At 52.4% G+C, this 14,675-nt stretch carries 13 protein-coding genes and 1 tRNA gene; 8 read left to right on the top strand and 6 right to left on the bottom strand.

The features are described 5' to 3' along the window. Window positions 1-3 precede the first annotated feature (3 nt). The 3 genes from J2T37_RS07020 (at window position 4) to J2T37_RS07010 (ending at window position 3,141) form a co-directional block, all read left to right on the top strand. Entirely contained in the window at window positions 4-942 is a 939-nt protein-coding gene (locus J2T37_RS07020; RefSeq protein WP_253354857.1) for a hydrogen peroxide-inducible genes activator, read from the top strand. A gap of 118 nt (window positions 943-1,060) precedes the next feature. Then, window positions 1,061-1,525, top strand: coding sequence for a DUF2127 domain-containing protein (locus tag J2T37_RS07015; RefSeq protein ID WP_253354855.1), 465 nt, complete (start codon window positions 1,061-1,063; stop codon window positions 1,523-1,525). 296 nt (window positions 1,526-1,821) lie between these two features. Further along, window positions 1,822-3,141, top strand: a complete 1,320-nt coding sequence (locus J2T37_RS07010) for a Tat pathway signal protein (RefSeq protein ID WP_253354854.1) — start codon at window positions 1,822-1,824, stop codon at window positions 3,139-3,141. Window positions 3,142-3,247: 106 nt separating this feature from the next. Here the strand turns inward: J2T37_RS07010 and J2T37_RS07005 are convergent, their stop codons facing one another. Next, the gene (locus J2T37_RS07005; RefSeq protein ID WP_253354853.1) at window positions 3,248-4,663 is read right to left on the bottom strand and encodes an alanine/glycine:cation symporter family protein; all 1,416 of its coding nucleotides are present in this window, start codon (window positions 4,661-4,663) and stop codon (window positions 3,248-3,250) included. Window positions 4,664-4,994: 331 nt separating this feature from the next. Between J2T37_RS07005 and J2T37_RS07000 the strand changes: the two genes are divergently transcribed. From J2T37_RS07000 to J2T37_RS06990, 3 genes are all read left to right on the top strand, one after another. Continuing rightward, on the top strand, window positions 4,995-5,954 hold the full coding sequence (locus J2T37_RS07000; protein ID WP_253354851.1) for a glycosyltransferase family 2 protein: 960 nt from the start codon (window positions 4,995-4,997) through the stop codon (window positions 5,952-5,954). A 102-nt stretch (window positions 5,955-6,056) separates the two neighbouring features. Beyond that, the gene (gene glf, locus J2T37_RS06995; RefSeq protein WP_253354849.1) at window positions 6,057-7,211 is read left to right on the top strand and encodes a UDP-galactopyranose mutase; all 1,155 of its coding nucleotides are present in this window, start codon (window positions 6,057-6,059) and stop codon (window positions 7,209-7,211) included. A gap of 16 nt (window positions 7,212-7,227) precedes the next feature. Further along, entirely contained in the window at window positions 7,228-7,989 is a 762-nt protein-coding gene (locus J2T37_RS06990) for a DUF4422 domain-containing protein (protein ID WP_253354847.1), read from the top strand. 96 nt (window positions 7,990-8,085) lie between these two features. Here the strand turns inward: J2T37_RS06990 and lysS are convergent, their stop codons facing one another. Both lysS and J2T37_RS06980 read right to left on the bottom strand, forming a co-directional pair. Further along, window positions 8,086-9,597, bottom strand: a complete 1,512-nt coding sequence (gene lysS / locus J2T37_RS06985; protein ID WP_253354846.1) for a lysine--tRNA ligase — start codon at window positions 9,595-9,597, stop codon at window positions 8,086-8,088. A gap of 173 nt (window positions 9,598-9,770) precedes the next feature. Beyond that, a tRNA-Lys gene (locus J2T37_RS06980) sits at window positions 9,771-9,846 on the bottom strand. 165 nt (window positions 9,847-10,011) lie between these two features. Between J2T37_RS06980 and J2T37_RS06975 the strand changes: the two genes are divergently transcribed. Continuing rightward, window positions 10,012-10,278: a hypothetical protein gene (locus J2T37_RS06975; RefSeq protein WP_253354845.1), complete on the top strand. Its 267-nt coding sequence runs from the start codon at window positions 10,012-10,014 to the stop codon at window positions 10,276-10,278. Between the two features lie 78 nt (window positions 10,279-10,356). Here J2T37_RS06975 and J2T37_RS06970 read toward each other — a convergent pair whose 3' ends face one another. Continuing rightward, on the bottom strand, window positions 10,357-11,349 hold the full coding sequence (locus J2T37_RS06970) for a TerC family protein (RefSeq protein ID WP_253354844.1): 993 nt from the start codon (window positions 11,347-11,349) through the stop codon (window positions 10,357-10,359). Between the two features lie 127 nt (window positions 11,350-11,476). Continuing rightward, window positions 11,477-11,926, bottom strand: a complete 450-nt coding sequence (locus tag J2T37_RS06965; protein ID WP_253354843.1) for a CopD family copper resistance protein — start codon at window positions 11,924-11,926, stop codon at window positions 11,477-11,479. A 181-nt stretch (window positions 11,927-12,107) separates the two neighbouring features. Here J2T37_RS06965 and J2T37_RS06960 point away from each other — a divergent pair, with 181 nt between their 5' ends. Continuing rightward, window positions 12,108-12,314 carry a glycine zipper 2TM domain-containing protein gene (locus tag J2T37_RS06960; protein WP_253354842.1) on the top strand — a complete coding sequence of 69 codons (207 nt, stop codon included), beginning with the start codon at window positions 12,108-12,110 and terminating at the stop codon, window positions 12,312-12,314. A 188-nt stretch (window positions 12,315-12,502) separates the two neighbouring features. Here J2T37_RS06960 and J2T37_RS06955 read toward each other — a convergent pair whose 3' ends face one another. Then, window positions 12,503-13,795, bottom strand: coding sequence for an FAD-binding domain-containing protein (locus tag J2T37_RS06955; RefSeq protein WP_253354841.1), 1,293 nt, complete (start codon window positions 13,793-13,795; stop codon window positions 12,503-12,505). Between the last annotated feature and the right edge of the window lie 880 nt (window positions 13,796-14,675).

Raw genomic sequence — 14,675 nt, 5'->3', positions numbered from 1 at the left:
CCCATGACGCTGACCGAATTGCGTTATATTGTTGCCGTGGCGCAGGAACGTCATTTCGGACGTGCCGCGCGCCGCTGTTTTGTCAGCCAGCCCACCCTGTCCATCGCCATCAAAAAGCTGGAGGAAGAGCTGCAAGTGTCGCTGTTTGACCGCAGCAGCAACGACATCATCACCACCGAAGCGGGCGAACGCATCGTCGCGCAAGCCCGCCGCGTGCTGGAAGAAGCCGATTTAATCAAACATCTGGCCAGCGAGGAACAAAACGAACTCGAAGGCGCGTTCAAACTCGGCCTGATTTTTACCGTTGCCCCGTATCTTCTGCCCAAGCTGATTGTGTCGCTGCGCGAAACCGCACCGAAAATGCCGCTGATGCTCGACGAAAACTACACCCACATCCTGACCGAATCGCTCAAACGCGGCGATTTGGACGCGATTGTGGTCGCCGAGCCTTTCCAAGAGCCGGGCATTGTGACCGAACCCTTGTATGACGAGCCTTTCTTTGTGATTGTGCCCAAAGGCCATCCGTTTGAAGAGCTTGATTCGGTTACGCCGCACATGCTGGCCGAGGAGCAGGTATTACTACTGAGCGAAGGCAACTGTATGCGCGATCAGGTCTTGTCGAGCTGTTCCGAATTGGCGGCCAAGCAGAAAATCCAAGGGCTGACCAACACTTTGCAGGGCAGCTCCATCAACACCATCCGCCACATGGTTGCCAGCGGTTTGGCCATCAGCGTTATGTCGGCCACTGCGCTGACGGAAAACGACCATATGCTGTTCAGCATTATCCCGTTTGAAGCGCCCGCCCCGCAGCGCCGCGTGGTATTGGCCTACCGCCGCAACTTCGTGCGCCCCAAAGCCCTCACCGCCCTGCGCAGCGCCATCCTGCATTCCCACCTCAACGGCGTTACCTTTATCGAAAACGAATCCAGCGATAAAGCCTAAGCCGCATTAAGGTTGATTAGGCCGTCTGAAAATATATTAGTTTTCAGACGGCCTTTTTATCCTAGCGACTGGCGCGTCGCTTTTGTTACAATCCGGTTTTCTTTTTCTGTACCCGACCATGCCGAACCCTGCCCGCTACGCCGATGTTACCATTAAAGCCGTTGCCGTTTACGAATCCGCCAAAGGCGTGCTGGCGCTGCTGGTGGCGCTGGCAGTATGGCATTATCAGGGCGATTTGCCGCAACTGACCGCTTGGTTGACACACGATTGGCACCATCTCTTCGGCAGTTTTTTAAGCCAAAAAATCAACTGCCTGCCTGCTTTGGGGCAGGAAGCCGCGCACGATATTCCGCTGGTGATGGTGCTGCTGGCGGTTTATGCATTGCTGCGTTTCGGCGAGGGTTACGGCCTGTATTTCAGCCGCGCATGGGCGTATTGGTTGAGTTTGTTGAGCTACGGGCTGTTTGTCCCCTACGAATTTTATACGCTGTGTAAGGCGTTTAACGGGATACACCTGCTGGTTTTTGGGTTGAACCTGCTGATTATGTGGGTGGTGTACCGCAGCATGCGGGATAAATTCTAGCGGCATGACAAAAGGCCGTCTGAAACGGAATCAACCTTGGCGGTTTTTCTGTTTCAGACGGCCTTTTGCTTGTCCGACACCCCTTTTCGCCTCCCTCTCTGCACTCCCGCCGTTTTCCTGCTGGACAATGCTGGCGGGAAGTAGTTTAATAACTCTAAAGCGATAAAATTATCTGATTGCATAAGCGCTTATGCCGTTGACCTGAACAAATCTGCCTGCGGCAATGCCTAAAGAAGATAACAATACCTTGTTCCCTGCTGTTTCCCGTTTTCCGATACCTTTGCGAAAGGATAAGCATGACTACCCGCCGACAATTTCTGATGACCGCCGCCGGTGCCGCTGCCGCCGTAAGCTTGCCCGGCTGTATCGTCTATACCACAGGCTCGATTAACGACAGCCCGAACACCATCGAGCGCACCAAAGCCGTGACCCGCGTGTACGGCGACGGCATGCGCCTGAGCGCAGTGGCAGTTGAATACAAAAATCCGGTGTCTGCCGACGGCTTGGACAAAAAACAATACCGCGTAGCCGGACGCAACATTACCGATGTTTACGTCAGCCACACCATCGGCGGCGAAGCGGGCAAAACCGGCCGCATTGTGATGGTGGAACTCAACCCGTATGACGATGGTGCGCTGCTGGTCGTCAAACAAGGCCGCGATCCCAACGAGCCGCGCGGCGCAGGCGGCGGCCCAGGCAATGCGGGCGATTTAAAAAACTCGGCACCATCGTTGAAGGCTGCCGAGGCCAGCATTACGGTAAACGGCCAAACCCTGAAAACTGACGGCGCGGTCAATCTTGTTTACGACGAGTTCAAACAATTCGACTACTACGACCAATCCACTGGTAAAACCGTGCGCTACAACCTGTTTGCACCCAAACGCAGTCTCAGCGGCGAACGCTATCCGCTGGTTTTATTTATGCACGACGCGGGCGTGAGCGGCAAAACCACCCAAGCCGCGCTGTATCAGGGTAACGGAGCGATTTCCTTTGCCACGCCCGAAGCGCAGCAAAGCAACCCGTGTTTCGTGTTGGCACCCGAATACGACGAAATCATCGCCGACGATGCCAACCGCACCTCCGCCTATCTCGATGCCACCATCAACCTGATTAAGAAACTGGCGCAAGACTATCCGATTGACATGCTGCGCCTGTACACCACCGGTCAATCCGGCGGCGGCATGATGTCCATCGCGATGAACATCAAATACCCCGATTTCTTCGCTGCCTCCTATCTGGTGGCCTGCCAATGGGATGCCAACCTGCTGACGCTGGATATGGCGCGTGATAATTGGTGGATTACCGTCTCCGAAGACGACAGCAAAGCCTATCCGGGTCAAACTGCGATTGTGGACAGAATGGCCTCTTTCGGCGCTAAAACCGCCCGAGCCCAATGGAATGCGCAATGGTCGGCCAAAGAGTTTCAGACGGCCTTCGACAGCATAGACGCCAAACATGCCAACATCAATTTTGTCGCGTTCAGCAAAGGCTCGGTGTTTAAAAACGCAGCCGAAGCCAACGCCGGCGGCGCGTCCGGTCATACCGCCACTTGGCAGTACGCCTACAACATCGCACCGGTGCGCGACTGGCTGTTCCGCCACCGCAAATTGGGTTAAGCACGCCGGAATGTAGGGCGGGGGGAAAACTCCTCCGCCCAAAGCAAAGGCCGTCTGAAAAACAAAATATTTTTCAGACGGCCTTTCTGATTTCAATCCAAACGGATTACCAAATATCCGATTTGATTTTGCGTTTCAAACCCGGGTGTTCGGATAATTTAAATTCCGGCTCTTTGCCCATTCGCAGCTTGGCCGTATAGTCTTTCAATAGCAGGAACACCAAAGGCGACAGCAGCAAAATCGCAATCAGGTTGATCCACGCCATCGTACCCATCGCCATATCCGCCATGTCCCACACCAGCGGCACGCTCTGCACTGCGCCGAAATACACCATGCCCAATACCGCCATGCGGAATACCGACATAATCAGCCAGTTGCTCTTGATAAACTGCACGTTAGACTCGGCATAGGCATAGTTGCCGATGATGGTGGTAAAGGCAAACATAAACAGCACCACCGCCAGAAAATGCGCACCCCAGCTACCCACATGGCTGACAATCGCCGCCTGCGTCAGCTGCGCACCGCTCAAGCCCTCGTAAGAAATGTCTGACATCAACACGATAAACGCGGTGCACGAGCAGACAATCATGGTATCCACAAACACGCCCAACATCTGAATCATACCTTGCGACACCGGGTGTTTCACCTCAGCCGCTGCCGCCGCATTCGGCGCCGAACCCTGACCCGCCTCATTGGAATACAGGCCGCGTTTGATGCCCACCATCATGGTTTGCGAAATCAAGCCGCCGAGCAAGCCGCCGCCGGCCGCGTCAAAGCGGAAAGCCGTGCTGAAAATCAGCTCAAACACATGCGGCACCATGCTGATGTTGCTGGCCATGATATACAGCGCCATCAGCAGATACAAAACCGCCATCAGCGGCACCAGAATCTCCGCCCAACGCGCCACGCGGCGGATACCGCCGAAAATAATCGGCGCGGTCAGAATCACCAGCGCCACGCCGGTGGCATGTTCGTCCCAGCCCCAAGCCGTTTTCGCCGCCACCGCGATGGTGTTGGACTGCACCGCCTCATACACCAAACCGAAACAGAAAATCAGGCTGATGGCAAACAAAATGCCCAACCAGCGCTGACCCAAACCCTGCGTGATGTAATACGCAGGGCCGCCGCGAAAATGATGGCGGTCGTAATCGCGGATTTTAAACAACTGCGCCAGCGACGATTCGGCAAAAGCCGAACTCATGCCGATTAAGGCCGTCAGCCACATCCAAAACACCGCGCCCGGGCCGCCGATACTGATGGCAATTGCCACACCCGCAATATTGCCCACCCCGACGCGGCTGGCCAAACCGGTGACAAACGCCTGAAACGGCGTAATCCCGTGCGGATCATCGCCCTGTTTGCGGCCGCCGAGCATGGCTTTCACACTTTGCCCAAACAAGCGGATTTGCACAAAGCCGGTGGCCACGGTAAAGAAAATACCCGTACCCAAGAGTAGGAAAATCAACATATCCCACATCGGTCCGTTGATTGCATTCACCCAGGAATGTAGCGTTTCGGTCATAACTGCCTCTCTGCTGAATTTCAGACGGCCTTCACACCCGCCGCCCGAAGCTGGAAAATAAAGAACCGGATTCTAGCAGATTGTCAACATTCCGGGCAATGTTTATCTGAGGCGATTAATTTATTTCTCAAGGGGTTATTAAAAAATACTAATCATTCATCAGGCAAAAAGCCGGGGAATTTTTCTCCAAATATCCGTTCAAAAGGCCGTCTGAATCCTATCCGGCAGCATACTGCCGTTCAGACGGCCTCAGTTTTGCATAAAATTTTGCTTGACGGCCATGCCGCCATTTCTTTACGCTCATCACTTTAACTCTTACGATAATAGCGATATGAAACTTTGCGTCATCCTGCCGGTTTACAACGCCGAAGCCTATCTGCCCGCAGCCCTGCGTTCGCTGGTGGCGCAGACGTTTGCGGATTTTAAAATCATCGCCGTTAACGATTGCTCCAGCGATAAGAGCGGTCAGATTTTGGATATTTTCGCCGCCTGCGAGCTGCGTGCGGAAGTGGTGCATTTAGCGCAAAACACGGGCGAAAACAACGTCATGCACTACCTGCTCGACCGAGCGGCGCAAAGCGGCGCGGAATATACCGCCCTTATGCACCACGACGACGTGTGCCTGCCCGAGCGCTTCGCCAAGCAAATCGCTTTTCTCGACAGCCATCCCAACATCAACATCCTCGGCACGCGCGTGATGATTACCGACGCCGATGGCAACGACATCCGCGAATGCAACATTGCGCTGGAAGACAGCAAAATCAAAGCAAATATGGCCGCCGCCTCCGGTAACCTCATGCACCCGACCACCATGTGGCGCACGGATTTTTTCCGGCAGCACCACATCCGCTACGGCGAAACCATACCCGGCGATTTCGATATGTGGGCGGACTGCGCCATCCGTGGCGCTGCCTTTGCCAATCTGCCCGACGTGTTGCTGCGCTATCGCACCCACGATAAGCAGCAGTCCACCAAAAAAGACGAAATCAACGCCACCGTGCAAAAAGCGCTGGAACGCTATTTGCGCGTGGTCTTTCCGGCGCTGCCGACTGCTGATATTCAGGCTTTGGCGGCGCTCTGCCGCCCCAATGGTCAGGTTTCCTCCGCCCAAGCCGAGCGTGCCGAACGCGCGTTCAACAGCGTCAAGCACGATACCGCCCGCAGCATTTTGGGCGAAGACCGCAAGCAGATGATGGCCAATATCCAAGCCAAAATCGAGCGGCGCAAGAAACGCACCAGCAGCGCCACGGTAACATTAGTCAGAGGCAGAAAAACCATTATCGGCGTATGAGGCCGTCTGAAAATATTTTGGCGGCATAGCGCTGTTTTTTTACCGTGAAAACAAAGCCCTAATCCGCTATAATCACGTTATTTACCACAAGGGGACATCATCATGGACAAACCGTTTTTACTGGTCGGCGCGGGCTTTTCCAACGCCGTGATTGCGCGCGAGTTGGCGCAGCAGGGTTATCAAGTGACCGTCATCGACCAGCGCGCTCATGTTGCGGGTAACTGCCATTCTGAGCGCGACGCGGAGACCGGCGTGATGGTGCATGTGTACGGGCCGCATATTTTCCACACCAACAACGAGCGCGTGTGGGCGTATATTCAGCGTTTCGGCGAAATGATGCCCTTTGTCAACCGCGTGAAAACGGTGAGTGGCGGCGCGGTGTATTCGCTGCCGATTAATCTGCACACGATTAATCAGTTTTTCGGCAAAACACTTTCCCCGAAAGCCGCGAAAAAATTTATCGAGGAAGAACAGGCGGATTTGAGTATTCAAGACCCGCAAACCTTTGAAGAGCAGGCCATGCGCTTTGTGGGCAAGGATTTGTACAAGGCATTTTTCTACGGCTACACCAAAAAACAATGGGGCGTCGAGCCGCGCGAACTGCCCGCTTCAATTTTGAAACGCCTGCCGGTGCGCTTCAATTATGATGACAATTATTTCGCCCACAAATTCCAAGGCATGCCCAAAGAGGGCTACACCGCCATCGTATCGAATATTTTGAACCACGCAAACATTACGGTAAAACTCAATACGCCGTTTCAGACGGCCATGCAAGCGGATTACGCGCATATTTTCTGGTCGGCGCCGCTGGATGCCTATTTCGGCTTCGCGCTCGGACGCTTGGGCTACCGCACGCTGGATTTTGAAAAATTCACCGATGAAGGCGATTATCAGGGCAATGCGGTCATCAATTACGGCGATGAGGACGTGCCCTACACCCGAATTTCCGAACACAAACATTTCACGCCCTGGGAATCACACGACAAAACCCTGTGCTACAAAGAATACAGCCGCCTGTGCGGAGAAAATGATATTCCGTATTACCCCATCCGCTTGGTGCAAGATAAAGCCTTGCTGCAACAATACGTTGCCAAAGCGCAGGCCGAGCCGAACGTGACCTTCGTCGGCCGCCTCGGGACGTACCGCTATTTGGATATGGACGTGACCATCAAAGAGGCGCTGGAAGTGGCAGACGCGGCCATCGCCGCCTTGAAGTGCGGTGAAAAATTAAAAAGTTTTTATGTGGACATGAATTGATACGGGAACACCAACCATGCAACGCTTACAACCCGACCTGAATATTTTTGTGGTAACCCACAAAGTGTTTCGCTTTCCCAAAGCCATCGACGGCCAGATTTACACGCCCGTTCAAGTCGGCACCAAGCCGAATTTGGGCTATTTGCAGGAAAACCAGCTGGACAACATCGCCGCTAAAAACGCCAATTTCTGCGAGCTGACCGCGCTGTATTTTTTGTGGAAAAACGTGCGCTGTCCAAACGCCGGGTTGGTGCATTACCGCCGCTACCTGATGTCGCCTGCCCAGCCCGACCGCATTATCGGCCGCGACGAAATCGACACCCTGATGGCCGACAACGATTTGATTTTGCCGGAAAAACTGCATTTTTCCGTGCGCACCGTGCGTCAGCAATACGCCAAGTTCCATGAAATCGAAGATTGGGATTTAACCCACGCCATCATCGCCGAACGCCAGCCGGATTATTTGGCCGCCTTCGACGCTTTTTCAGACGGCAAAGAAATGCACCACGGCAATATGTTTATCGGCAAAAAAGCCGTGTTAGACGACTATTGCGCTTGGCTGTTTGACGTTTTATTCGAGCTGGAACGCCGCGCCGACATCGCCCACTATTCCGACTACAACAAGCGCGTGTTCGGCTTTCTCTCCGAGCGGCTGCTGAATGTCTGGCTCATCAAAAACGCCCACGTGCGCACCTGCGAAGTGCCGCTCTACAAGCATAAGGAAAACAGCAATACCTTTACTTTCCAGCGCGGCAAGAAAACGGTGTTTGCGGTTTAACCGTATCGGCTTGGTTTAACACACAAAAAGGCCGTCTGAAACGCCGATTACTGAGTGTAGTCGGAGTATTCAGACGGCCTTTTCTATAAGCTCGGATTATTCAGGGCGCATTTGCGGGAACAGAATCACATCACGGATGGTTTGCGCGTCGGTCAGCAACATCACCAAACGGTCGAGGCCGATACCGCTGCCGCCGGTCGGCGGCAGGCCGTATTCCATGGCGCGGATATAGTCGGCGTCGTAATGCATGGCTTCATCGTCGCCCGCGTCTTTTTGTGCCACTTGTGCTTTGAAGCGCGCGGCCTGGTCTTCGGGGTCGTTCAACTCGGAATAGCCGTTGGCCAATTCGCGGCCGACCACAAACAATTCAAAGCGGTCGGTCAGGCCGGGTTTGGTGTCGGAAGCGCGCGCCAAGGGCGACACTTCCACCGGATAGTCGATGATGAACGTTGGATTCCACAATTTGCCTTCGGCGCAACCTTCAAACAGCGCCAGTTGCAGGCTGCCGATACCCGGAGAAGGCGGAATGCTCTCGCCTAGGCGCACGATTTCTTTTTTCAGCCAGGCTTCGTCAAACAGCTGCTCATCGGTGTATTGCGGATTGTATTTGCGGATGGCGTCCAAAATGGTCAGGCGTTCAAACGGGCTTGCCAAATCCACTTCCTTGCCGTTGTAAGTAATCTTAGCGCTGCCGCACACGGTTTCGGCGCATTTGCGGATGACGCCTTCGGTCATCTGCATCATGCGCTCGTAGGTAGAATACGCCTCGTAAAATTCCATCATGGTAAATTCGGGATTGTGGCGGGTACTCATGCCCTCGTTGCGGAAGCTGCGGTTGATTTCAAACACGCGCTCCAAACCGCCGACAATCAGGCGTTTCAGATACAATTCGGGCGCAATGCGCAGATACAGCGGCATATCCAGCGCATTGTGGTGAGTCACAAACGGTTTGGCCGTAGCGCCGCCGGGAATCGGGTGCATCATCGGGGTTTCCACTTCCAGATAATGCTCGTCGGTCATGTAATTGCGCACGGTTTGGATGATTTTGCTGCGCTTGATAAAGGTGTCGCGCGAGTCGGGATTGACAATCAAATCCACATAACGCTGACGGTATTTGACCTCTTGGTCGGCCAAGCCTTTGTGTTTGTCCGGCAGCGGGCGCAATGATTTGGACAACAAGCGGATGTTGGATACGCGCACGGTCAGTTCGCCGTGGTTGGTTTTGAACAGCACCCCTTCCGCGCCGACGATGTCGCCCATATCCCAATGTTTGAAATCGTTGTGCGCTTCTTCGCCCACGCCCTGATTATTGATGTAGAGCTGGATTTGGCCGGTCACATCTTGCACGGTGGCGAAGCTGGCCTTGCCCATTGCGCGTTTGAGCATCATGCGGCCGGCAATTTTCACGGGAACGGCTTGCGGATCGAGCTCTTCTTTACTCAGGGCATCGTATTTGGCATGCAAATCGGCGGCAAAGCTGTCGCGCTGGAAATCGTTGGGGTAGGCAATGCCTTTTTCACGGATGGCGTGGAGTTTTTCGCGGCGCAGGGCGATGATTTGGTTTTCATCAAGCTGCGCTTCGTCTTGCGGATGGGTTTGTTCTGTCATGATGTTGTCCGTAGAAAAAAGCCGTGTTTTCAGACGGCCTTTGTTTACAATAAAATTTGGCTTTATTTTACGCGATGTCAGGCGATTTATCCACAGCGCGAAACGGACAAGGCCGTCTGAAAGCAAAGCGCCAATGCAAAAAACCTGCTTGTTGCCAAGCAGGTTTTTTTATCTGGTGGGTCGTGAGCGATTCGAACGCTCGACCAACGGATTAAAAGTCCGCTGCTCTACCAGCTGAGCTAACGACCCGATAAGCTGCGTATTATAGGGAGGCGGAATACGGCTGTCAAGCCTTGTTGTAAAAAAATTTACCGCCGCTTTTTTTCCTGCCGAAAGCGCCTGTTTTACAGCGGCGCTATGGTATGATTTTTCTATCGGACATCCGATAGCTTTTTCACCACGAAAGGACAACCCATGAAAAAATTACTGATTGCTGCTATGTTGGTGGCCGGCCTGGCCGCTTGTTCGCAAGAAGCCAAACAGGAAACCAAAGAAGCGGCTCAAGCCGTTGCTTCTGATGTACAACAAACCAAAGACGATGCTGCGTCTGCGGTAGGTGCGGCCGTTGACGCAGCAGCCAGCGCCACCGACGCGGCGGCTTCTGCGGCTAAAGGCGCCGCGGAAGATGCCGTTGCTGCGGCACGCGAAGCGGCGGCTAAAGCCAAAGAAGCGGCCAAATAAGCCGCTTGAATCCAAAGGCCGTCTGAAACTTCGGTTACGGAATATAACCGGAATTTCAGACGGCCTTTGTTTTACTGCTTACAGCTTGCCTTGCTGCTTATCCAGATGACGGCTATAAATCACCGAAGTCAGAATCGACGCACCCAGCGCACCGAACACCACCGACAGAGAAATCGAAATCGGGATGTGTATCCAGTGCATAATCAGCATTTTGATACCGATAAAGATCAACACAAACGATAGGCCGTATTTCAGGAACACGAAGCGGTCGGCGACATCGGCCAGCAGGAAATACATCGCGCGCAAGCCCAAAATAGCGAAGATGTTGGAGGTCAAAACGATAAACGGATCGGTGGTTACCGCAAACACGGCGGGAATGCTGTCCACCGCGAAAATCACGTCACTCAATTCAATCATCACCAACACCATCAACAACGGCGTGGCAACGCGCTTACCGTTTTCAAGGGTAAAGAATTTTTCTTTGTCCAGCTCTTTGCTGACATGAATATGCTTTTGCAGCCAGCCCAGCATTTTGTTTTTCGACAAATCCTCGTCTTCATCGTCATCGCTGCCGGATTTAATCATGTGCAGGCCGGTGTAAAGCAGGAACGCGCCGAAGAGATACAAAATCCATTCAAACTGCTGCACCAGCGCCGCGCCGATGAAAATCATCACCGCACGCAACACAATCGCGCCGAATACGCCGTAAAGCAACACGCGGTGCTGGTATTGCTGCGGCACTTTGAAATAGCCGAAAATCATCAGGAAGACAAAAATATTGTCCACCGCCAATGATTTTTCCAACACATAGCCGGTGAAAAATTCCAATACTTTTTCTTTAGCGACAACGGCACCGTAGGCCGGATTGGTCGCCAACTCAAAATACAGCCAACCGGCGAAGCCGCAGGAAACGGCCACCCAAATGCACGTCCACATCAGGGCTTCTTTCACGCTGACTTTATGCACGCCGTTTTTCTTCAGCGACAACATGTCGATGCCGATCATCACGAGCACGGCGATAAAAAACACGCCGTAAAACAGCGGCGTGCCGACGGAAGGATGTTCAACCATATATCTGTTTCCTCTTTATTATTTATGAAATTCAAAATATTTTCAGACGGCATTGTACCACAGCGGGACAAGGCCGTCTGAACATTCCTTATTGTTTTTCAATAAGATAATAATAAAATAACGATGTTTACCAAACCAGATAAAACATGGCTTTCGCCAAAAACACAATCAGCAGCATATGCACCAGCACCACCGCATGAATGTATTTCGACCAGCCCACCGTCAGCGTGTGCCGCGCCATTTTCACCACCGCAATGGCAAAATGCACCAGTACGCTAAACGCCAGCAAGACTTTTAAAAACAACATCGTACCGAAAGGCGAAGCAAACGGTTCGGCAAACACCGGCAGATAGCGTTCCCACACCATTACCCCGCCCGAAATAAACAGCGTAATCACCACCAGCGGCATCACCCGCACGGCACGGTATGACATCGCCCGCTCCACCTCGCGCCGCGCCTCGCGCGACACGCGGCCGGTATGCAATACCGACAACACCAGCATTTCAAAAAATACCCCGCCCACAAACGCAACCGCGCAATACAAATGCACAATGTGCGCCACCGCATAAAGATTCATTTTATCTTCCCTTACTCAGAACGCTGCGCCAAGTGTACCACCCTCTGCCGCATAAGTTCCAGCAGAACACCGCTTTTGCTTAGTTTAAACAGGATTTACCGGATGTAACCGCCGATTAAAAAACTATATGCGATACTGACTACCGGAATATACAGTAACCTTTTTTCAAGGAGAAAACATCATGAAATCCACTCTTGTAAAAACCCTGACTCTGCTGACTTTGGCCGCCTCCCTGAGCGCCTGCGCCGGTATGTCGCAATCGCAACGCAATACCGCCACCGGCGCCGTATTAGGTGGCGTAGCTGGTAACTTAATCGGCGGCGACACCGGCTCGACTTTGGGCGGCGCGGCCTTGGGCGGCGTTATCGGCAGCCAGGTTAACAAATAATCCGTTTGCTGTTAAAGAGCGGGAGGCCGTCTGAAAACACTTCAGACGGCCTCTTGGTTTTCCACATTGGAAAAGCATAGCGTTTCCGCTTGGCAACAAATAGACAAACCTGAACGCCATACCTACGATAGCGTTCAGGTTTTTGTTAACTTGGTTTGAATTTATCTGACTCAATCACGTTTTTCCCGTCAGCGCGGCGGCACCAATGGCGGCGGATAGCCGTGGGTATCGGCATCGCTGCCCGCCAGCCACGGCGTGTGGACAAAATCCTGAGGCAAGTGCGCCAACTCGGGCACATAGCGGCGGATAAACGTGGCGTCGGGATCAAGCTGCTGCGAACGGACGACCGGATTGGCCGTCTGAATTTGCGCTGCGGCCTGCTGCCAGTTGGCGCGGTTTAAGGCTTCATCGTTATCGGTCTGCTGTTCGGCAAACCACGCTGCGCCCGCCTGCCACGGTTGCGCCAGCGTCCGACACCAAAATTCCGCCACCAATGTGCGCAAGGTCGGGTGCAGCCAACCGCTGTCGCGCAGGCAGCGCATGGCGGCATCAATCAGCGGGAAACCGGTGCGCCCCTGCTGCCAACGCTGCACAAACCATGTATCGGCGGCAGGCAGATGTTCTGCGCCATCGGTCTGCGTATGAAACGCCCGTTGGCAGGCAAAATCGCGCCGAATCAAATTATCCAGCCATGCCTGCGCGCCCGCCGCATGCGCCCGCTGCGCCAACATCCGCGCCGACAGGCAACCGGCGCTTAAATAAACGCTCAACTGCGATGTGGCTTTGCGCGATGGAAAATCTTTAAGCAGCGGATAAACATTTAATTCGGCGGAAAACTTATCCCACTGCGCCCAAGCCACCGCCTCGCCGCCGAGCGGCACCGCCATGCTCTGCCCGTCGCCAGAAGACACCCAATCGGGCAGCGGCGGCAACAAACCGCTCCAGGCCGTCTGAACCGGCGCAAACGCCGCGTGTTCAGACGGCCTCCAGCCGTCAAACTGCGCCGCATAGCGTTGCAACCATGCCTGTCGGTAGGGCGCAAAAGTGCGGTAGGGCTGGCCGTATTCATCCGCAATTTCAGCCTTGGCAAACACGGTACGGTCGTTACAGCGGGCAAACGGAATGCCCATTGCGTCCAACTGCCGCCAAATGCGGTTGTCCGACAAAATTTCAGACGGCGTATAGCCTTCGTCCGCCCAAACGCTGGCAGCATGAATGTGTTGAACCAACGCTGGAATTTCCGTTTCGGCATGGCCCCGTATCAGATACAGCGGCACATTGTGCGCCACCAATGCGGGGGACAAGGCGGCGGCAGAACGGCGCATAAACACCGCCTGCCGCTGATTGGCAATTTCAGACGGCTGCGGACACACCACCACCCCGACCACCGGCAGCCCTTGCTGCACGGCAGCCTGCAATACGGTATTGTCGGCAAGGCGCAGATTGCGGCGAAACCAAACCAAAGTCGTCAATGGATTCATGGTAAAGGCCGTCTGAAAAAGTGAAGAAGAATAGGTTAAGTTCTATCAGAATTTAAATTCTATATCTTAAGTTTAAGAAAGATCCTATAAACCCTTTGGCAATAACTGCAAATATTCTTTTCTAATTAGTAAACATTTTTCTATATCCCTTTTTTCCACTTCTCTTTGGCTATATACATCGATACCCTGCGGACAGAACAGAATATTATTTCCTAAATTCCATGCGAAATATCCAAAAATAGCATTTGAATATCTCCTTTTCTCTTCATACAAGAAATTTCTCTCTAGTGATAATATTCCATTCATTTGCCAATAAAAAAACGGAGAATTCGGAGAATATCTTTTTCTCCAGTATATTGAATTCACGTCATTGTTTTCTTGATTCATTAATTTATTTTGTTCGATAAATCGATTATCTAATAAATTACCATTTAGAATCACTAGGAAATTCAATATACCCAATGAAACGTAGCACATTATCTAAAATTCTTGAACCTGGCATAACAGTTAAAATTACAGTAACTGAAAATAAAGTAATAGTTGGTGCTATCCATATTGTTAGCTTCTCTTTTAAATCTGCCGCGCTATTTTCTTTTACTACACTTCTTTATTGCACATACCCAACTCAAAACGTATAAAACGAGAAATGCTATAAACCAAACTATCCAAGTAAATAAATTCGCTCCATAATTTATGTAATTTTTCTTTACTAAATTATCTGGCCTATCAATAACAACTAATAATATTAAAGATACAACATAAACTATACTGAAATAATATAAAAAATTAGGGGCTGTACTAGATAACTAGATTTATTCAAAATCATTTAGAATAAATCCCATGAAAAAAAGTCGACTGAGCCCTTATAAGCAAAACAAGC

Source organism: Neisseria perflava, assembly GCF_024170405.1.
Taxonomy (GTDB): Bacteria; Pseudomonadota; Gammaproteobacteria; order Burkholderiales; family Neisseriaceae; genus Neisseria; species Neisseria perflava_B.
This window is presented reverse-complemented; position numbering and strand designations above follow the sequence as displayed.